Here is a 19,495-nt window from a genome sequence, read left to right as displayed (position 1 = left end):
ATAATGATTTATTTTTCTTATTCTAAGCAATGGGATACGATGGGTTCAGACCAACCGAACGAATCGGAGGTTATGTCTTATGGCTGAACCCGCATATTCCAAATCTCAAGAGCATGTCCATCGTCTGGTTCGATGGACGCAGCATTCGCTGCCCGCCACTGCTGGCGGCGTAGCCTTTACCTTTGTCATCGCCCTTATCGGTTACGGATTAGCCAGCGTGCCGGGCCTTGGCTATCTTGGCCAGCTTGCCTGGGCAATTCTGATCGCCGCTGTATACCGGCAGCTGCGCGGTTACCCGGAGAGACTGCGCACCGGGATCCAATTCACGGCCAAGCGTCTGCTGCGCCTAGCGATCATTCTATATGGCTTAAAGCTGAATATCGGCGTCGTATTCCAGCAAGGCTTGGGGTTAATGCTGAGAGATGTCATCAGCGTCGTGTTTGCGATCGGGCTTACGCTGCTGATTGCCAAATGGCTGAAGGCCGATATGTCCCTGTCCCTTCTGCTCGGTATTGGAACCGGTGTATGCGGCGCGGCGGCCATCGCCGCCGTGTCTCCGATCGTGAAAGCCAAGGAAAAGGACACCGCGCTTGGAGCAGGGCTTATCGCCTTTCTTGGAACCATCGTCGCGATCGGTTACACCCTCGTCCAGCCGCTGCTTCCTTTAACCGACACCCAATATGGCGTTTGGTCGGGCGTAAGTCTTCACGAAATCGCCCATGTGGCACTCGCAGCCGCGCCGGCAGGCGAAGAAGCCCTTGCGATCAGTCTGCTTGCCAAGCTTGGCCGCGTATTTCTGCTCGTGCCGCTCAGCATCGTGCTAATGGTCTGGATGAAGCGGACCGGACGTTTGCAGAGCCAAACGCGGATGGAGTTTCCCTGGTTCCTGCTTGGCTTCATCGCAGCGAGCTTGCTGGGAAGCTGGGAATTTACCGGACAACCGATCATTCCCCTGCCGATCAAGGATACGATATCCCAGGCAGCCTCCTTCATCCTTGCCATGGCGATGGTGGGACTTGGCCTGAATGTCCACTTGAAGGACATACGCGGCGCCTGGCGGCCGCTGCTGGCCATGGCCATTACCACCGTGCTGCTGATCCTGCTGACTTATGCCATGGCATAAGCAATCAGGTGACGGCCCAGCGCACGAAACGAAAAGCCATTCCCTGCTCGCGGGGATGGCTTTTTGGCGGTGAATGCCTCCAATCCCTTTCCATCCTTCGGGCTTTGGATTCAGACCGACTCAGGTTTTTCAGCATGGCCAGCCCCGTCTTTTTCTTTCCATTTTTGGGCAAAACTAAAAGGGCGGGATCTGCCCGATCCGAGGGGAGAGTTTAGCTCCCCCGCTTTCTTGGGTATTTGAGCTTAGTATGCAGTCATCTTGCAGAGCGATCAGGATAGAGGAGATGGAAGTAATGCAGCGAAATCATACGATTATGCAATTCTTCGAATGGCATGTGGCAGCCGACGGCTCCCACTGGAACCGGCTCAAGAACGCAGCGCCGGAGCTGAGCAAGGCAGGGATCGACGCGGTTTGGATTCCTCCGGCGACAAAGGCATCGTCCGCCGAGGACAATGGTTACGGCGTTTACGACCTGTATGATCTGGGAGAATTCGATCAGAAGGGAACGGTTCGCACGAAGTACGGAACCAAGCAGGAATTGACCGATGCCATCGCGGCCTGTCAGAAGAACGGAATCGCGGTTTATGTGGATCTGGTGATGAACCATAAGGCGGGCGCCGATGAGACCGAGCGTTTCCGGGTGGTACAGGTCGACGAGATGGATCGGACCAAGGATATATCGAAGCCGTTCGAGATTGAAGGATGGACCAAATTCACGTTCCCCGGCCGGGGGGACCAATACTCTGCCTTCCAATGGAACTTCACTCATTTCAACGGGACCGATTACGACGAAATCAACAAACGTTCCGGCATCTACCGCATCGTCGGCGAGAATAAATCGTGGAGCGACAAGGTGGACAATGAGTTCGGCAATTACGACTACCTGATGTTTGCCAACATTGATTACAGCCATCCGGATGTGCGCAAGGAAATGATTGCATGGGGAAAATGGCTGGTGGATACGCTGCAATGCAGCGGATTCCGGCTGGATGCGATCAAGCACATCAATCATGACTTCATCAAAGAATTTGCGGCAGCCATGAAAAAAAAGCGCGGCGATGATTTTTACATCGTGGGGGAGTTCTGGAACCCCGAGCTTCAGGACTGCCGGAATTTCCTGGATACCGTGGATTATAAAATCGATCTGTTCGACGTGTCTCTTCACTATAAACTCCAAGCGGCTTCGAAAGCCGGCCGCTCCTTCGATCTACGGACGATTTTCGACGATACGCTCGTGCAATCGCATCCGATGAATGCCGTTACGTTTGTGGACAATCACGATTCGCAGCCGCAGGAATCGCTGGAATCCTGGGTCGAGGATTGGTTCAAGCAGAGCGCTTATGCGTTGATCCTGCTGCGGAAGGACGGTTATCCTTCGGTCTTCTACGGCGATTATTACGGAATCGGCGGCGAGAACCCCATTCCCGGCAAACGGGAAGCGATTGATCCGCTGCTCTATGCCAGGGCGAATCGGGCGTACGGCGAGCAGGATGATTATTTTGACCACCCGAATACGATAGGCTGGGTCCGCCGCGGCATTCCGGAAATCGAATGTTCCGGCTGCGCGGTGGTCATCGCCAACGGGGAAGCCGGGGATAAGCGAATGTTTGTCGGCGAGCATCGCGCCGGAGAGGTATGGGTGGATCTGACCCGCACCCGGAAGGATCGCGTAACGATCGGCGAGGACGGCTTCGGGCTATTCCCGGTGAACGGCGGCAGCGTGTCCGTCTGGGCTCACCCGGATATCCCCGTAGAAGCGTGACAAACCGCATCAGGCATGGACATAAAAAGACCGGAAGAAATCGGCTTCCGCAGAAGCTTGCCTCCTTATGGGAAGCAGCTGCATAAGCTTTCATTCTTCCGGTTTTTTGGCGTTAACAGCCAGAGCCCTTCAATCAGCCCTTAACCTGAAAACGGCGGCGCAAACCCTCGCCTAACAGGTTGAACGTGATGATCAGCAGCATCATGGCAAACGCCGGATAGACCACGAATTGGAACTTCCCAAGCCAGATGTCTGCCCGATGCTTGGACAGAATCGTTGCCCAGTTATACCCGGTCTCCACGAATTCCATGACGTAATAATTAACTTCCTTCCACTCATGACCAAGGAAGATGTTCACGATCGCAAGCTGGCCGAGCAGGAGCATGACCTTTCCCATATCCAAACAGAAGTTGACGATCACTTCGGGGAACATGACCGGGATATAGTAATTCTTCGTCAAGGTCCTCGTGCGAAGACCTAAAGCGGTTCCAGCCTCCATATAGGGCTCGCTTGCCATCTTATGGGCCTGCTGCTGAATCGTGATGGCCACCCGCCCGGCTTCGACGCTAGCCAGAATCAGAATGGCCCAGCCCATCCGCTGCTGGGAGAAGAGAAAGAACGGAAGCGCAAGCAGCAGCGCGGATGCGAAGACCGGCGGCAAATAGGAGCACAACTGGTTCCAAAAGGTGATGAGCCGGTGGGTGAACCCCTTTTTCTTGCGGGCAATCAATCCCAGGGGCACCCCGATCGCATATCGGACAGCCGTAATGGCGAGCACCAGCAGGATCGTATCCTTGGCGGTCACAACCAGCTTGCTCAGGTTATCGACCCCTCGCTTGTCCGATCCAAGCCAATTCTTCGAGGAAGGCTTATAGGGCGGAAGGGTCAGCTTCTGCTTCCCGTCCTTCATGACCCATCTGGAGGGTTCCTTCTTCAAATCCTTATCAATGAAGGGCATATAAGGCCCCGCCAGCATAACGAAAACAAAGAAAGCAAGCAAAATACTGCCTATCCATAAAGGGAAATTCTTCAAGACGGCTCACCTCGTATCTTTATCGTGGATCAAAGTACTTGCGTGCCGAATGACTGATCCATTGGACGATCATGAACAGCACCATGAAGGAAAATGCGATATAAATAATGACACCCGGTTCATAATTGCCGCCGGTGCCGCTGAACGTATTGAAATCCAGTGCCAGAAACAATCTCCACGCCGCCCCTGGATAGTTGCGGTAATATTCCACCACGAGCAGGTTGGACAAGATGAAGACAAGCAGGCCCGGAAGATGGGTCAGGATGGTCGCGATGCCGTTGCGCAGCATATGTTTGTAGACAACCTTACGGTCGCTGAGACCTTTGGCTTTAGCCAGCAGTATGTACATCTTGCCTTCCTGTGCGAGCAGCGAGGCCGACGTGATTCGGGCAATGAAGAAAATCGGGTAAATCGAGACAAGCAGCGAAGGCAGCACGAAGGCCTCCCAGCCGTCTACCGCAAAATAACGGATGGCCGGAACATGCTTAATGAGCACCCATTGGGCGATCAGCATCAGGAAAAAATCCGGAATGGACTGGAACAGCCATGTCGTCCAGTGCCCCAGCGCGCTAAATTTGGTCTTGGATAATTTGTAGTCCAGGACTCCCTTCAGAATGCCGAACACGAATCCTATGAATAAAGCGGATACAATAACGAGCAGGCTTTTGCCGACAGCTCCGAAAGCAGCCGCTTCCGAAGACTGGCCGTTATATCGCGATTCCCCCAGCGTCCCGTTCTGAATCGCCGCTGCAAAATAATCCCGGATATGCGTTACATACTCACCCAGATCAAAGGAATAATTTGTCACCCATAAATTGCTGTCCAGCGACAGATTCAGATCCCTTGGCACCAGGACGATGAGGACGATGAACATAAAAGCCAGCAGGCTGGTCACCGTCGTTTTGAGCATTTGCGTTTTTAATCTCATACCGTCCTCCCACACATGATTTCAGTAGTACCCCTCTTGGTTCATTCGATTAAGCACTTATTCTACTACTATCATACATCTCCTAAATAAGTCCAGATGAAAATACAAAATTTTACTTTTGATATTTCCGCATCAGGTATTGAAATTCATATATGGCCATGTACCCGCACGCATAAACTGGATGTCGCCCTATCAAATTGCAATCCGCCGTAAAAGGATATACTCTGAACTTAATACATCTCATTGGAGGAGGTTTCTACGGCGATGTCGATCTATGAATATGAAGTAAAAACGATACGCGGCGAATCCCAAACGCTGGAATCTTATAAAGGCGACGTCATGCTGATCGTCAATACGGCGACCAAATGCGGCTTTGCCCCTCAATTCGACGGTCTGGAGAAGCTGCACCAAACCTACCGCGACCAGGGATTGGCCGTTCTCGGCTTCCCCAGCAGCCAATTCATGAATCAAGAGCTGGAGGAGGATGCTGCGATCGAAGAGGCCTGCAAGCTCAATCACGGCGTCACCTTCCCGCTGTTTTCCAAGATCGATGTGAACGGCACGAACGCTCATCCGCTTTACAAATATCTGACCAGCGAAGCCCCCGGCGCACTGGGCATCAAGGCGATCAAATGGAACTTCACCAAATTTCTGGTGGACCGCAGCGGCAAGGTGATCAAGCGCTTTGCCCCGACGGATACCCCAGAGAAGATGGAAGAGGATATCAAGAAGCTGTTGTAAACCGATGCAGGACAGGATCCATTCTCCGTTTGCTTGTCACCTAAAAAAGGGCTTGCCCGAGGTCCATCGACCTTTGGGCAAGCCCTTTATGTTATGATGCTTGGCATCGTCATGGTTATGGTATGCAGCATTATCCGGCTGTGCATCCAATCGCTATCCGGATAGGCCGTCTGTACGATCTTTATACCATGTGCGGCTGCTCGCGCACCCAGACGGCCATTTCATTCTCGCCGCGGTTGCCCCATAAATAATAGGGAATAGCCTTTAATAAGGCGGGAAGCATCTTTTTGGGAGAAGAACGATACAACTGCTCATCGCCCCAATCGTCAGACTCTTCAAGCCACCCGGCCCCTTCAATGACAACCGCTCCGCCGAGAAGATTCGGATCAAATCGCGAACGAAGCTCCGGATCGCCCGCGAGCGATAGCGAGGATACAGGCACTCCATGATCGACGCTTTCCAGGCAGTATACGAGCGGCCCGCGCTGAATCGCGGCCTTGCCGGCATTCCCCCGTATATTCGGATTGGCTCTGACCTGATGGATCTCCATGGAGAATGCCAACTCCACGATGTCTCCCGGCGCCCATACTCTCTTCACGCAGGCATAGCCGTCTTGAGTAATATCCTCCACGTTCATTTCTTGCCCGTTCACGCGCAAGCCGGCTTTGCCGCGCGACCAATCCGGAATGCGAAGCGCCACCGTCCACTCGACAGCCTGCTCAGGCTGAAGCGTAAACGTAACCTCCCCGTCCCATGGCAGCGCGCTGTTCTGCATTACCTTCACAGGCACGTCCCCGAACCGCACCTCCGCTTCGCCGCCGATGTACAGATGGGCATACAGCGTATCGTCATTCATCGTATACACGTATTCGCCCAGCGATGACAGCAGCCTTGCCACGTTCGGCGGGCAGCAGGCGCAGGCGAACCACCCCGGCCGAACCGGCTTCACATGGGCCTTGCCCGGATTATGGCGGCAGGCCGCAGGCCATACCTCAAGCGGGTTTACATAGAAGAAATGCCGCCCGTCCTGAGCCATGCTGCCAATGACCGTGTTAAACAGCGCGCGCTCCATCACGTCCGCATACTCCGATTTGGGCGACAGCTGCAGCATGCGCTGGGCAAAAAAGATCAGCCCAATGGATGCGCAGGTTTCCGAGTATACGGTATCGTTCGGCAGATCATAATCCGTCGTAAACGCCTCGCCGTGATGAGTGGACCCGATCCCTCCGGTAATGTACATCTGTTTATGGACCATGTTGCGCCACAAAGTATCGCAAGCCTCAAGCAGGGCCGGGTCCTTCGTTCTGGCGGCCAGATCCGCCATCGCCGTGTACATATATACGGCCCGGACCGAGTGCCCGACAGCCTCCTTCTGCTCCCTAACGGGCAGATGGCTCTGATGATAAGCCAAATGCGGGGCGTGCAGCACCGAGCGATAGAAGGATTTCTTCCCGCGCTGTTCCCACTCCTGGAGGAAGAAGTGGGGTTCCGTCCCGCGCTCATCGATGAAATATTGGCTCAGGCTCAAATATCTCGGCTCTTGAGTCACCTCATACAATTTCACCAGGGCCAGCTCAATCTCCTGATGGCCGTCAAACCCATGGATTTTCCCATCTTCGGGTCCAAAAACGGTATCGATATGATCCGCCAAGCGGCACACCACGTCCAGCAGCTTCCGCTTGCCCGTCGCCCTGTAGTGAGCAACTCCGGCTTCAATCATATGACCGGCACAGTACAGCTCATGGCAGTCCGTCAGATTGGTCCAGCGTTTCTCCGGCTCCTTCACCGTAAAATACGTATTCAGATAGCCATCCGGCTGCTGGGCGTCGGCAACCAGATCAATCAGCTCATCCACCTGTTCTTCCAGCTTCGGATCCCGATGAGTGGCCAGCGAATAAGCCGCGGCCTCAAGCCATTTGGCGACATCGCTGTCCTGAAACACCATGCCCCCGTATTCACCCTCGTCCCTGCCGGCAGCAATGCGAAAATTGGATACGCCATGGCTCGGCTCAATGCCCGGAATTCGATCATGCAGGGCCTCGTATTGGTAGGGAATCACCACTTCCCTTACCCGTTCTATGTAACTCGACCAGAAAGGGTCGGTCAGTTTCACTTGCTTAAGAGGTACGGCAGCTGAACGCGTAGTAAGAGTCATCATCTCGGATATACACTCCTTTTGGGGTTCGAATAGGATAAAGCCTCGACACTTCCCATTCTACGTTCTATGATAGGATGAAAACGATAACAGAATCGACCTAATTTCTTATACGATTTCACACTTCCTTGGAGGTGTTACCATGTCGGAACAAAGCGTGCTTTCCTTCCCTTCGCTGCCGCTGCCCTACTTCCTTGAATCCGGTAAAACGCACTACATGCCCGGCGAATCGCATCCGAACCGGAGAAACCTTGGCGTCTTCGACCTCATCCTCGTTCAACGCGGCTGCTTGTTTCTGGGCGAGGAGGACCTGCAGTGGGCACTGCGTGCCGGGGATATGGCCGTATTGATGCCGGACGCGCACCACTACGCTGTACAAGGATGCCGGGAGGAAACCTCCTTTTATTGGCTGCATTTTCAATCGGCGGCAACGAGCACAACCGATCATGCGTCGATCTCACACAATATCAAGCTGCCCAGGCAAGGCCATATCCCTTATCCGGAGCAAGCCTATCAGCTGTTCGATTCCTTGCACCTTCAGGCCACGGAGCCGAGATCTGCGGCATTTTGGCGCGAACAGACCCTGTTTATCGAGCTGCTGGAGCTGCTGGATCCGTCGCGGTCCGATCAGGAGCAATCACGGGTGCGCAAAGTCGCGGAGCAAGTGGAATCCTATATCAAAATGCATTACCGCGAACCCATCAGCAACGCACGTTTATCGTCTGACCTGCATTTCCACTACAACTACCTGACGCGCTGCATGAAGGCATCGCACGGCTTGACGCCAACGGAATACCTGCTGCAGTACCGCCTGGACCAGGCGAAGCGGCTGCTCCTGACCACCCAGTGGTCCATGGCTCGGATTGCGGAGCATGTGGGATTTCAATACCCGCCCTATTTCTCCCGCCGCTTCTCCGCCCGTTTCGGCCTGTCGCCGCTGCAATTCCGAAAGCAGTATACGGAATAAGCAGCATAAGCAGCGACATGGGTTTGGGGACTGTGTATCGCTATATTTTTCCGTCTGGGTTGACGGTGAGGGACAGCACGGCTATTGATCGAGAGCATCGAGCTGCGCAATGCCTTCCTTACAGCGCAGCGCAAAAAGGGACAGGCCCCTTCCGGGCCCGTCCCTAGATTAATCAACTGCTCAAGGCTACGCTTCGCTTGGCAGATTAAGCTGCCAGGATACGCCGAACTTGTCCGCGATCCAGCCGAACTTTTGGCTGAATCCATAGTTATCCAGCGGCATCATCGCACCTCCGCCATCGATCAAAGCACCGTACACCTTCTCGATCTCGGCTTCGGATTCGCAAGTCAGATAGATGGAGAAGGAAGGCGTGAACGTAAACTCATGCTTCACGTTGCTGTCGATGCACATGAACGTTTGTCCCTTCAACGAAAAGGCCGCATGCATGACGCTTCCCTCGGCTTCCGGCTGATTGGGTCCATAACGGGTAATGCTGATGATTTCGGAATCCTCAATAATGGAAATGTAATGGTTCATGGCTTCTTCTGCGTTGCCCTGAAACATTAAAAACGGGGTCACACTCTTCATCGATAACGCACGCTCCCTTATTCATCGCTTTAAGATGGGTAGTTTATCGTTCCTGTCTCTAACAGCTGCTTCAGCCCCTCAAACATATAACCCCAACCATGCTCGGTTTGGTCATGGTATTCGGTCAGCGCTTTTTCAATATCCTCTGCGGTCCAGTCTTCCTCATGCGGGACAACGATCTCCTGGGAGAACGTCATTTCGCATCCCGCTTCCACTGCTTTGAACTCCACCGTAATGCGGTCCACGGTGTCGCTGAACTGGGGCATCTTGAAGGTGAGCACCAGCTTGCGCGGCCGGTCTATGACCAGATACTCTCCAATGGCCCGGTACTCCTTGCCTTCCCTCACGTCAACAATCTCCCAGCTTCCGCCCACGCGCGGATCGTTGCGGGCGATTTTGTTCGTTGTTTCCATCGTAAACAACCATTTCCTCATCATGTCGGGATTTAACCAGGCATCAAATACTCTTTCCGGTGCTGCCTCAAATTGGCGTTTCATGATCAGCGTGGTAGTGAAGGCGTTATCCAATGTTAATCATCCTTCTCTTATCAAAAGTGGTATTGCGTCTATTTCCCTACGTTACTCATCGTTGTCCAGGATGTTCAGCGGTATTCCTAAGGATTCTTCTAGTGCTCCTCCCTCTTCGCTTTGTTCAGCTCGCGTTCAAGCGCATCAAATTGCCGGTTCCAGAATCGTTCGTAGAATTGCAGCCATTCCATCGCTCTTGACATGACGTTCGGATTCAGACGACAGGTATGCGTCCGTCCATGGATGGACCGTTCGAGCAGGCCGGAGCGCTCCAGTACCTTGATATGCTTGGAGGCTGCCGCAAGCGACATGTCAAACGGTTCAGCCAGCTCAGATACCGTCCGTTCCTGCGATGCGATCATGCGCACCATCTCTCTTCGGGTCGGGTCAGCCAGAGCATGGAAGATGTGATCCAGTTGTTCTTCATTATTTTGTTCAACCATATGGTTAACTATAATAGGCGAATCACACAAAGTCAACCATCCGGTTGAATATAGAACAAAAAAAGCCAAGCCCTTCGTTTAAAGAGCTTGACCATAGCCTTTCAAATAATGCTGCAGCAGTCCGCTTGGGCAGCAGATCAGGGGGACCGCCCATTTTTTTATCCGATAATCTCTTCCAACAGCCGCTTGAGCTCTTCGTAACTCGCAACGGTATGCTGCGGCCGATGCTCCGATTCCGGCCCGACGCTCCGGTGATTGAACCAAATTACATGCCAGCCTGCAGCCAGGGCTCCGACCACGTCATTGCGCCATGAATCCCCGACGTAATAAGAGTTCTCCGGCTTCGTCCCGGTCTGCCTGTTCACATGGTGGAAGATCCGCGGATCGGGCTTGTCCCAGCCGACGGCACCGGATACGAACAGCCGATCCTCCGGTATCAGGCCCCCCAGCTTCATCGCCGCGATTTTGTTCATCTGGTGTTCGGCCGGGCCATTGGTAATCAGGCCTACGACATGCCCGGCATCCGCCAGTTTCATCAGAAGCTCCCGGGCGCCCTCAAACATCGTGATGTTATACTGCAGGTCCAGGTAAGTCTGCTGTACCGCTTCGGCCTCCTCAAGAGTCAGTCGCACGCCGAATTCGGCCAATGCTAACTGGAACCGGCGTCTGCGCATATCCTCGACCGCATCCCCGTAAGCTGCCGTTCCTGCTCCTCCCAGCTCGACGGACAGCTTGTCGCTGTAATAGCGCATCCGATGGTAGGCGGCTTCATAAGGAAACGCCTCATCGGGACTGGCACTCTCCTGCACGGCCTCGCGAAAAGGCGCCAGATGGTCATACAATGTATCATCCACATCGAAGAAGATCCCCTTCGGTGCTGTTGGTGTCTTCATGTTCATCCCTCTTCCTCATTCGATTCCTCTATTGTACCCGCATCGGCACTACCCGGGTCAAGCCCGTCTGTCAATAAGTTCCTTTCCTATGATATGATGGCATTACAGCGGCAGAAAACGGCGATTGGAGCCTTCCTCCGTAATTGCGCAAGCCAAGAAAGCACCTTTTGTTATGCCTGATGCCTGATTCATTTACCCGGATAAGGAGATGAGTAACGATGACCAAGGATATGACCGAAGTGTGGAGCAAGGATTTTGTTCCGGAGGGAAACCGTGCCAGCAACGTGGATCGTTTTACCGGCTTTGAGGATACCTACGACCAGCATCGCCCCGAAGCCCCCCAGGAGGTTGTCGCCCTGCTGACAGGGTATTTGGAACGCAAGCCCTCTGTCGTCGTCGACTTGGGATGCGGAACGGGGCTTTCCTCCTTTGCATGGAAAGACGCGGCGGATCAAGTCATCGGGGTTGAGCCGAATGATGATATGCGGGGCAAAGCCGTCGCCAAATTGCAAACGCTGGAACAGGAAGCACGCAGCAGCGGCGCGGATATCGCCGACATCAAGTTCGTCTCCGGCTATTCCAACCAATTGGCGCTGAAGGATCAGTCCGCCGACATCATCACCTGTTCCCAATCCTTTCACTGGATGGACCCGGCCAGCACATTGAAGGAGGTTTCCCGCGTTCTGCGTGACGAAGGGATATTCGCGGTATATGATTGCGATTGGCCGCCGAGCCTGACCTGGAAGGTGGAGCAAGCCTATCATGAGCTGATTGAACGGGCAGAGGCCATCATCGACGACCATGTGGAGTCTCAGGACCAGGCCTATAAAGGAAATAAGAACGAGCATCTGAAGCATATCCGGGAAAGCGGGCTGTTCCGGTTCTCCAAAGAGATCGTGTTCCACCATATGGAGCCGTTCACCGCCGACCGGTATACCGGCCTTGCCGTCAGCCAAGGCGGCATCCAAACCGTATTCAAGCTAAAACCAAACGAATTGAACGACAACATCGCGCAGTTCCATGCGCTGGTCGAGGAGCATTTCCAGGGGCGGACGCTTCCCGTGATGCTCAGCTACCGCATGCGGCTTGGCATTAAATAAACAGAAGGGGCAGCCCAAGGTCTATCGACACTTGGAACTGCCCTTTTGAACGTGAAGAGCGAAGAATACGGGGTGGTAATCATCCACAAAAGATTGTGGAGATAAAAGCCGCCCATGCTTGAGCAGCCATCACCTTCTCCACATCAACCCGCACAGCAATTCGAACAGATCCAGCACATGGCGCGGATTTTTGCCGGTCAGCTGCTTGATCCGGTTTAAGCGGTAGTTCAAGGTGTTCCGGTGAATGTTGAGTCTTTTGACCGTGTTGTTATGATCACCGTTCTCGGCAATGTAGACCTGAAGCGTCTCTATCAGATCCAGCTTGTCTCCGCCCTGCTCCAGCAACGAATACAGCGAGGCATGAGCATCATCCGAAGTATGGGACAGGCCGATCAGAAACTTTAAATCCTTATAAAAATTCACTTTGCGATGGGGATCGATGTTCATTCCCAGCTCCAGGGCGGATACCGCCTGCTCCAGCGATGTAGATGCAAGTTCCTCCTGCTCCCCGATCCCCATGCGAAGGACTTCGTCCAGGTCGATCAGCTTGTCCAGAAGATTCCCGAATCTTAAGACATCCGTCATGAAAAATACGGTTTTGTCATTCTCCAAGTTCCAGCTTTGGGGGTACGCTTGCTGCAAATGGCGGAACGCCTTCTCGCCCATCGAGCTCTGCACTAACAGCACCCGGCATTTGCGCGTCAGGTCAAGCCCATAGGCTTCAGCACGCTCCATAAAAGGCTCATCATAAGGAGTCTTGCGATAGGATAACTCATGATAGAACTTCTCCCGGTTTTGACGTTGGTTTAACATCGCTTTGTTCTGCCGCTCCTGCTCGATCAATAACACAACGGTCACCTGGAGCAAATTGCTGAGCGGTCTCACCTCATCCGGATGACCTGTAATGCCAACAACGCCGATCACCTCATCATCCACCACAATGGGTTCGTTCACACCGGGCTTCATGCCGCCCCCGGCTTCATAAACCTCATAGATCCGTCCGGTTTGTATGGCTTTCTGTGCACCTGTGTGCAGCGTGCCGATCCGCGCGGGGTCCCCGCTGCCCATAATAATTCCGTTCTCATCCATCACGTTAATGTTGTAAGGAATGACGCGCATCATTTCTCTTGCGATATTTTCCGCCAAAGGTCGTGATAGTTTCATGCATGATGCCCCTCCTAACATGTCTGTCATGTGTTACCAATATGATGACATGGAAGACTCCATAGGAAAAATATCTTTTCCTATAGTGTGCACATCCGGCTGCCGATCCATATCCCGCCCGCAGAGAAAAAAGAAGCCGCCCCGGCAGGCCAGCTCCCTTGCATCCTCTTTAAGAAGGGTATGATTACTTGTTCAAAGAAGCCATGAGACGGACGATATTCTCGGATGTTCTCTCCACGTTCTGCACGCCGTTCGCCAGCGCCTCCGACAGCGTGGCAGCACCCGGCATGATGCCGAAAATCGCGTCCATTCCTTGATCATACAGCACATCGATCCCGTCACCAACCCGGCCGGCCAGAGCAACGACAGGCTTGCCATGCTTCTTCGCCACCCTCGCGACACCCAGCGGAGTTTTGCCATACTGCGTCTGGAAGTCCATTCCACCTTCGCCGGTCCACACCATATCCGCCTGACGTACTTTCTCTTCAAGTCCCGTATAGTCAACGACCATATCGATCCCTTTCTTCAGTGTCCCGTTCAGGAAGACCATCAGCCCGCCGCCAAGACCACCGGCCGCGCCGGCGCCTGGATAGTCTATGATATCCTTGCCCAGCTCTTGCTTCATTACCCCGGCGTAATTCCGGAGATTTCTGTCCAGCTGCTCGATCATCTCCGGCGTAGCGCCCTTCTGCGGTCCGAATACATGAGAGGCTCCCGTTTCGCCGCAGAGCGGGTTCGTCACGTCGCAGGCCACTTCGACCTCGACATCTTGAAGCCGCGGATCAAAGCCACTTAAGTCCAAGCGCGCAAGACGACCCAGCTCCCCTCCGCCAAAAGCAAGCTCCTTCCCTTCCGCATCCAGCAGCTTGCCGCCGAGCGCCTGAACCACCCCGGCACCGCCGTCATTCGTCGCGCTGCCGCCGATCCCGATCAGCAGCCGGCATACGCCGTGGTCAAGGCAAGCCTTGATCAGCTCGCCCGTCCCGTAGGTGGTGGTCACCAGCGGATTCCGCTGTGCGATCGGGACCAGATGAATTCCGCTGGCGCTGGCCATTTCCAGTACCCCGGTGCTGCCATCGCCTGAAATGCCGTAGGATGCGTCCACCTGATCGCCCAACGGACCCGTCACGGTGACGGTATGGACCGTACCGCCCGTAGCATCCACAAGGGATTGCATCGTACCTTCACCGCCGTCAGCCATGGGCACATGGATACACGTCACATTCGGGTTTCCCTTCTTGATGCCGCGTTCCATCGCTTCGCAGACTTCCTTGGCGGTCATGCTCTCTTTAAATGAATCGGGCGCGAGTACTATAACATAATCCTGCTTCATGGTTATCCCCTGCCTATTCTTATATATTTCACTCCATGGTACGATCTCTTAAAATATAAATCCGTACAATATCGTAGCGACAATGGCCATGGTCAATCCGACAATGCTTTCGTAAGGAATCAGCTTCATCCGTTCTTTAATGCTCATCTTCACCGATTCCGCGGTGACGTGGAAGAAGTTTCCGTGCGGCAAATGGTCAATGACCGTTGCCCCGGTGTGGACCATAACGGCTGCGGCGAGCGGTGCCGTTCCCATGGACAGGATGGCTTCACCAAACGAACCTGCGGCCACAATGGACGCCGTCGATGTGGATGCGGTTGCCGCTCCCATCAGAATACCGGCGAGAGGCGCCAGGAACGTACCCGATACGCCCATGACCTCAATGCCCTGCACCACAACGGCACTCAGATCGGATTTGGAGATAATTCCGGCAATGGCGCCGGCACCGATCAGGATAATCGCCGTACCCGTCATTTTATTCAGACCGGAGGTGGTATAGGCAATGATGTTCTTCGTCTGCCGCATGGCAATCAAACCGATGATGCCGGCAACCGGCAGAATGATCATGGAGTCAATCTTGATGGCCTGAAGTGCTTCGATGCCCAGTATGCTGCCCACCGGGTTCAGTGCGAGCAAGACAATGGCTACGACAGGGGCAACCATTGCCCGCCCGAAGCTCGGCTTGTCCTTCCTGCCCGTTTCCTCCGTCACTTGGTCGCTATCCGACACCATGACCCCTTTGTTCGTCAGCATCTGGGCCACGATGATCGTGACGATCAATCCGGCAACGGCCGGCAAAAAACCGTTAATCATGACTTGGGCAAGGTCGACGTCGAATCCCTTGGCTACTGCAATCGTATTCGGGTTCGGGGAGATGATGTTTCCCGCTTTGCCTCCCCCGACAAGCGCGAGCAGCAGGGCGGTTTTGGAAATGCCGATCTTCTTGCCGACGGACAAGGCAATCGGTGCCACGATAATAATGGCAACGGTTATGAATACCCCGACCGCCGTAATGATCATCGTTGCCAGAGCGATGGATAGAAGCGCTTTCTTCTCGCCCAGCTTGGCAACAATCGTCTCGGCAATGCGTTCGGCGGCCCCCGATTCGATCAAGATCCCGGCCAGCACGCCTGCGGCCAAGACCCGAACGACAGCCCCCATGACACTGTTAGTGCCCTCGATAATATACTGCACGGTCAGATCAATGGTAGCTCCGCCCAGCAGACCTCCAATGACAGCGCCTCCAAACAAGGCATAGACCGGGTTCACCTTTCTAAAAATCAAGACAATAGCGATAATCAGTCCGACAACGGCTCCGCCCCAATGTATAACTGTCCCATCCATGTTGTGAATGCCTCCTTAAGCAATATAGCTTGTGAACAATGATGTAATCAGGTCTTATGAAGCTATGATTGCGCTTACAGGATACAGTATAACCGGAATGTCGCATTCAATCCTATTGACGCCATAACGGTATTTATTGTGCACTTGCACAATGAACGGTACAGGGAAACGATCGTGGCCCAAACTAAAATTCATAGGTAATTAGCAGTTATCCCCATTCGCGGGAACGGTTTTCACCCGGCGCGACATGGGCAACGGCCTGCATATGCTCGAAATGGCCGCTCGAACCCCGTTTACGCGATAGCAGGGTGCCGACGATGCCGCCGGCGAACCCAATCGGAATGGAGACGATGCCCGGATGCTTAAGCGGGAAGATCGCTTCCGCTCGAATCCAGCCTGCCACTGGATCCATTACATTGGGCCCGACAGCCATGAGCAGCAAAGAAGACGAGAGGCCGGCCGTAATGCTCGATATGGCGCCTAGCGTATTAAATTTTCGCCAAAATAGCGTGAACAGCAGCACCGGCAGGTTAGCCGAGGCGGCAACCGCGAAAGCAAACGACACAAGGAACGCCACGTTTAGCGTCTGCGCCCCGAGCGCAAGCACGATCGAAGCCGCGCCAACGACGATGGCCGAAAGCTTGGCCACCCTCATCTGCTGCGCCTCGGTCGCCCGTCCGCTGCGGAAGATGCTGCTGTAGACGTCATGGGCAAACGCCGAGGAGGCCGTGAGCACAAGCCCGGAGATCACGGCCAGTATCGTTGCGAAGGCAACAGCGGATACAAAGGCCATTAAGAATTCGCCGCCCAGCTCGCTTGCGAGCAGCGGGGCCGCCAGCTCCACCCGGTCGGACAATATGGACCAATCAACGAAGGCAGCCGCTCCAAAGCCAAGAAAAATCGTCATGGCGTAAAAGACGCCGATCGTAAACGTCGCCGTTCTGACCGAAGCACGGACCGTACGCGGGTCCCTTACCGTGTAAAAGCGCGCAATAATATGCGGCAGTCCCGCAGTCCCTAACACCAGCGCCATATTAAACGACAGCATGTCCAGCGGGTGGTCAAACATGTTGCCCGCCATCAGAAACCGCTCCTGCAATGGGGTAGCCCTCTTCATGGATTCGAATAAACCGAGCAGATCCCAATCGAACCTTGCCAGCACGATGAGGCTCACGATAAAGGTGCTGCTCACCAGCAAAATGGATTTAACGATCTGCACCCAGGAAGTCGCGAGCATGCCGCCAAACGTGACGTAGACGGTCATTAAGCCGCCGACCAGCACGATGGCGAGCGACGTCTCCAGCCCGAACAGCAAATGGACGAGCCACCCGGCGCCGACGAGCTGGGCGATCATATAGAAGACGGTGATCATCATGTTATTGACCGCGATGCATCCGCGCAGCCGTTTCTCGCCGAACCGGACCGCCACCGCATCCGCCATCGTATACCTGCCCAGGTTATGAAGGGGCTCGGCTATGATGTACTGCACGATCACATAGGAGGCAAGGAAGCCTATCGAATAGAAGAAGCCGTCGAAGCCGTACACCGCAATGGAGCCCGCGATGCCAAGGAAGGACGCCGCGCTCATATAGTCGCCGGAAATGGCTAGGCCGTTCTGCAGCCCGCTGAGACGGTTGCCTGCGGCATAGAAATCGTTCGTGCTTGTTGTCCGCCTGGCGGCATAATACGTAATCATTAACGTGCCGACCACAATCGCCAGAAAAAAAACGATGCCGGATATGTTCACTTGCCTGCCTCCTTCCGCCATGGCCCCAAAATGTTGTTGCTTTTTATTTTACGATAAAATGGCAAAAAAAGGGCGACTTCCTTCGCTGTTAACCAGCGGAGTTCACCCTTTTTTCATAAGAAACCGTTGTTGGATTTACGCGCCCGTATTCGCTTTAACCAGCACTTCGGCATACTTCGCCTCATCCTTGGAAGAGGAGAGCAGCGTGCCGACATAGGCTGCCAGGAAACCAAGCGGAATGGAGACGATGCCCGGGTTGCTCATCGGGAAGATCGGATCGCCTACCAAAATCGCTTTGCCGGCCGGATCCCATATATTCGGGCTAAGGGCCACGAGAATCACCGTGCTGATCAAACCCGTCAGCATCCCTGTCACCGCGCCCGTCGTATTGAATCTCTTCCAGAACACGGTGAACAGAATGACCGGCAAATTCGCGCTGGCTGCAACGGCGAAGGCTAACGAGACCAGAAACGCCACGTTCATCTTCTGCGCGAACAACGCTAGCAGGATCGAGATGACGGATACGCCGATTGAAGCGTACCGTGCCATCTTCAGCTGCTCCTTCTCGGACGATTCGCCGCGGCGCACAATTTGGCCGTAGAAATCATGGGCGAAGGCCGATGCGGCGGACAGCACAAGCCCCGTCACTACCGCAAGGATCGTCGCGAAGGCAACCGCCGAGATGAGTGCGAACAAGAAGTCGCCGCCGATCGCTTTGGCCAGGAGCGGCGCAGCCATGTTGCCCGCTTTATCGACCTCGGTAATATCGGCCGCGCCTACGAAAGCGGCTGCCCCGAACCCGAGAAAGATCGTCATCACATAGAAGATGCCGATAATCCAGGTGGCGTACACCACGGAGCTGCGCGCCGTCTTCGCATCCTTAACGGTAAAGAAGCGGGTCAAAATATGCGGCAGACCTGCCGTGCCGAGTACCAGGGCAAGGTTGAGGGACAGCGTCTCGAGCGGGATTTTGTATTTATTCCCCGGGTTCAGGAAGGCCTCCTGCAGCGGGGTAGCCGTCTTCATATGGTGGAACATCTGGATCAGGCTGAAATCGAATTTGGCGAATACGATCAGCGAGATGATGAACGTGCCGGCCATGAGCAGCACGGCTTTCGAGATTTGAACCCAGCTTGTCGCATGCATGCCCCCGAAAACAACGTAGATGGTCATGAGCACGCCTACAATCAATACGGACGTGACATAGTCCAGGCCTAACAACAGCTTAATCAGCGCGCCCGCTCCAACCAGCTGCGCAATCATGTAGAAGATGGAGATGGAAATCGTGTTCAACGCTGCCACGCCCCGCACCTTCTTGTCGGAGAAACGGGCGGCAATCATGTCCGCCACCGTATACTTGCCGAGGTTCCGCAGCGGCTCGGCGACAAGGTACAGCACCACCAGGTAAGCCACGAGGAAACCGATGCTGTAGAAGAAGCCGTCAAAGCCGACTAACGCGATAGAGCCTGCAATCCCGAGGAAGGAGGCCGCAGACATATAGTCGCCGGCAATGGCTGTCCCGTTCTGCCAGCCCTTGAGTCCTCCGCCTGCCGTATAGAAATCGCTCGTGTTGGTCGTTTTCTTGGCAGCGTAATACGTAATGATCAGCGTAAGCAGTACAATTCCGCAAAACAACGCAATAGCCAT

17 protein-coding genes are annotated in these 19,495 nt (G+C 54.3%); 5 read left to right on the top strand and 12 right to left on the bottom strand.

Annotated features, from left to right (window positions below):
• Nucleotides 1–79 precede the first annotated feature (79 nt).
• Together BMX45_RS11380 and BMX45_RS11375 are read left to right on the top strand one after the other, a co-directional pair.
• Nucleotides 80–1,123 carry a YeiH family protein gene (locus BMX45_RS11380; RefSeq protein ID WP_090909777.1) on the top strand — a complete coding sequence of 348 codons (1,044 nt, stop codon included), beginning with the start codon at nucleotides 80–82 and terminating at the stop codon, nucleotides 1,121–1,123.
• A 292-nt stretch (nucleotides 1,124–1,415) separates the two neighbouring features.
• Complete coding sequence (locus tag BMX45_RS11375) at nucleotides 1,416–2,885, top strand: alpha-amylase (protein ID WP_090909776.1); 1,470 nt, start codon at nucleotides 1,416–1,418, stop codon at nucleotides 2,883–2,885.
• A 133-nt stretch (nucleotides 2,886–3,018) separates the two neighbouring features.
• Here the strand turns inward: BMX45_RS11375 and BMX45_RS11370 are convergent, their stop codons facing one another.
• Nucleotides 3,019–3,918 (bottom strand): ABC transporter permease subunit, encoded by a 900-nt coding sequence (locus BMX45_RS11370; protein ID WP_015737878.1) that lies wholly within the window; start codon nucleotides 3,916–3,918, stop codon nucleotides 3,019–3,021.
• A gap of 19 nt (nucleotides 3,919–3,937) precedes the next feature.
• Nucleotides 3,938–4,846 carry an ABC transporter permease subunit gene (locus BMX45_RS11365; RefSeq protein ID WP_009593013.1) on the bottom strand — a complete coding sequence of 303 codons (909 nt, stop codon included), beginning with the start codon at nucleotides 4,844–4,846 and terminating at the stop codon, nucleotides 3,938–3,940.
• 264 nt (nucleotides 4,847–5,110) lie between these two features.
• Between BMX45_RS11365 and BMX45_RS11360 the strand changes: the two genes are divergently transcribed.
• Nucleotides 5,111–5,587 carry a glutathione peroxidase gene (locus tag BMX45_RS11360; protein ID WP_009592987.1) on the top strand — a complete coding sequence of 159 codons (477 nt, stop codon included), beginning with the start codon at nucleotides 5,111–5,113 and terminating at the stop codon, nucleotides 5,585–5,587.
• A gap of 181 nt (nucleotides 5,588–5,768) precedes the next feature.
• On the opposite strand, the gene BMX45_RS11355 is transcribed toward BMX45_RS11360, so the two are convergent.
• A complete protein-coding gene (locus BMX45_RS11355) occupies nucleotides 5,769–7,745 on the bottom strand; it encodes a glycoside hydrolase family 127 protein (protein WP_090909775.1) in 1,977 nt (658 codons plus the stop codon).
• A 139-nt stretch (nucleotides 7,746–7,884) separates the two neighbouring features.
• Here BMX45_RS11355 and BMX45_RS11350 point away from each other — a divergent pair, with 139 nt between their 5' ends.
• The gene (locus BMX45_RS11350; protein ID WP_090909774.1) at nucleotides 7,885–8,709 is read left to right on the top strand and encodes a helix-turn-helix transcriptional regulator; all 825 of its coding nucleotides are present in this window, start codon (nucleotides 7,885–7,887) and stop codon (nucleotides 8,707–8,709) included.
• Between the two features lie 186 nt (nucleotides 8,710–8,895).
• Here the strand turns inward: BMX45_RS11350 and BMX45_RS11345 are convergent, their stop codons facing one another.
• The 4 genes from BMX45_RS11345 to BMX45_RS11330 form a co-directional block, all read right to left on the bottom strand.
• Nucleotides 8,896–9,297 carry a VOC family protein gene (locus BMX45_RS11345; RefSeq protein WP_090909773.1) on the bottom strand — a complete coding sequence of 134 codons (402 nt, stop codon included), beginning with the start codon at nucleotides 9,295–9,297 and terminating at the stop codon, nucleotides 8,896–8,898.
• Between the two features lie 29 nt (nucleotides 9,298–9,326).
• Nucleotides 9,327–9,824 (bottom strand): SRPBCC family protein, encoded by a 498-nt coding sequence (locus BMX45_RS11340; protein ID WP_090909772.1) that lies wholly within the window; start codon nucleotides 9,822–9,824, stop codon nucleotides 9,327–9,329.
• Nucleotides 9,825–9,922: 98 nt separating this feature from the next.
• On the bottom strand, nucleotides 9,923–10,267 hold the full coding sequence (locus BMX45_RS11335) for an ArsR/SmtB family transcription factor (protein WP_015737884.1): 345 nt from the start codon (nucleotides 10,265–10,267) through the stop codon (nucleotides 9,923–9,925).
• A 158-nt stretch (nucleotides 10,268–10,425) separates the two neighbouring features.
• The gene (locus BMX45_RS11330) at nucleotides 10,426–11,166 is read right to left on the bottom strand and encodes an HAD family hydrolase (protein ID WP_090909771.1); all 741 of its coding nucleotides are present in this window, start codon (nucleotides 11,164–11,166) and stop codon (nucleotides 10,426–10,428) included.
• A 212-nt stretch (nucleotides 11,167–11,378) separates the two neighbouring features.
• On the opposite strand from BMX45_RS11330, the gene BMX45_RS11325 reads away from it, so the two are divergent.
• Complete coding sequence (locus BMX45_RS11325) at nucleotides 11,379–12,260, top strand: class I SAM-dependent methyltransferase (RefSeq protein WP_090909770.1); 882 nt, start codon at nucleotides 11,379–11,381, stop codon at nucleotides 12,258–12,260.
• 129 nt (nucleotides 12,261–12,389) lie between these two features.
• Here the strand turns inward: BMX45_RS11325 and BMX45_RS11320 are convergent, their stop codons facing one another.
• From BMX45_RS11320 to BMX45_RS11300, 5 genes are all read right to left on the bottom strand, one after another.
• Nucleotides 12,390–13,424 (bottom strand): CdaR family transcriptional regulator, encoded by a 1,035-nt coding sequence (locus tag BMX45_RS11320; RefSeq protein WP_090909769.1) that lies wholly within the window; start codon nucleotides 13,422–13,424, stop codon nucleotides 12,390–12,392.
• Nucleotides 13,425–13,608: 184 nt separating this feature from the next.
• Nucleotides 13,609–14,757 (bottom strand): glycerate kinase family protein, encoded by a 1,149-nt coding sequence (locus tag BMX45_RS11315; protein WP_090909768.1) that lies wholly within the window; start codon nucleotides 14,755–14,757, stop codon nucleotides 13,609–13,611.
• A gap of 48 nt (nucleotides 14,758–14,805) precedes the next feature.
• A complete protein-coding gene (locus BMX45_RS11310) occupies nucleotides 14,806–16,101 on the bottom strand; it encodes a GntP family permease (RefSeq protein ID WP_090909767.1) in 1,296 nt (431 codons plus the stop codon).
• 208 nt (nucleotides 16,102–16,309) lie between these two features.
• Nucleotides 16,310–17,848, bottom strand: coding sequence for a solute symporter family protein (locus tag BMX45_RS11305; protein ID WP_090909766.1), 1,539 nt, complete (start codon nucleotides 17,846–17,848; stop codon nucleotides 16,310–16,312).
• A 135-nt stretch (nucleotides 17,849–17,983) separates the two neighbouring features.
• Nucleotides 17,984–19,495: a solute symporter family protein gene (locus tag BMX45_RS11300; protein ID WP_090909765.1), complete on the bottom strand. Its 1,512-nt coding sequence runs from the start codon at nucleotides 19,493–19,495 to the stop codon at nucleotides 17,984–17,986.

It is taken from the genome of Paenibacillus sp. cl141a (assembly GCF_900109305.1).
GTDB lineage: Bacteria > Bacillota > Bacilli > Paenibacillales > Paenibacillaceae > Paenibacillus_AQ > Paenibacillus_AQ lautus_A.
Note: the sequence above shows the minus strand (reverse complement) of the source record. Positions and strands in the feature narration are given on the sequence as shown.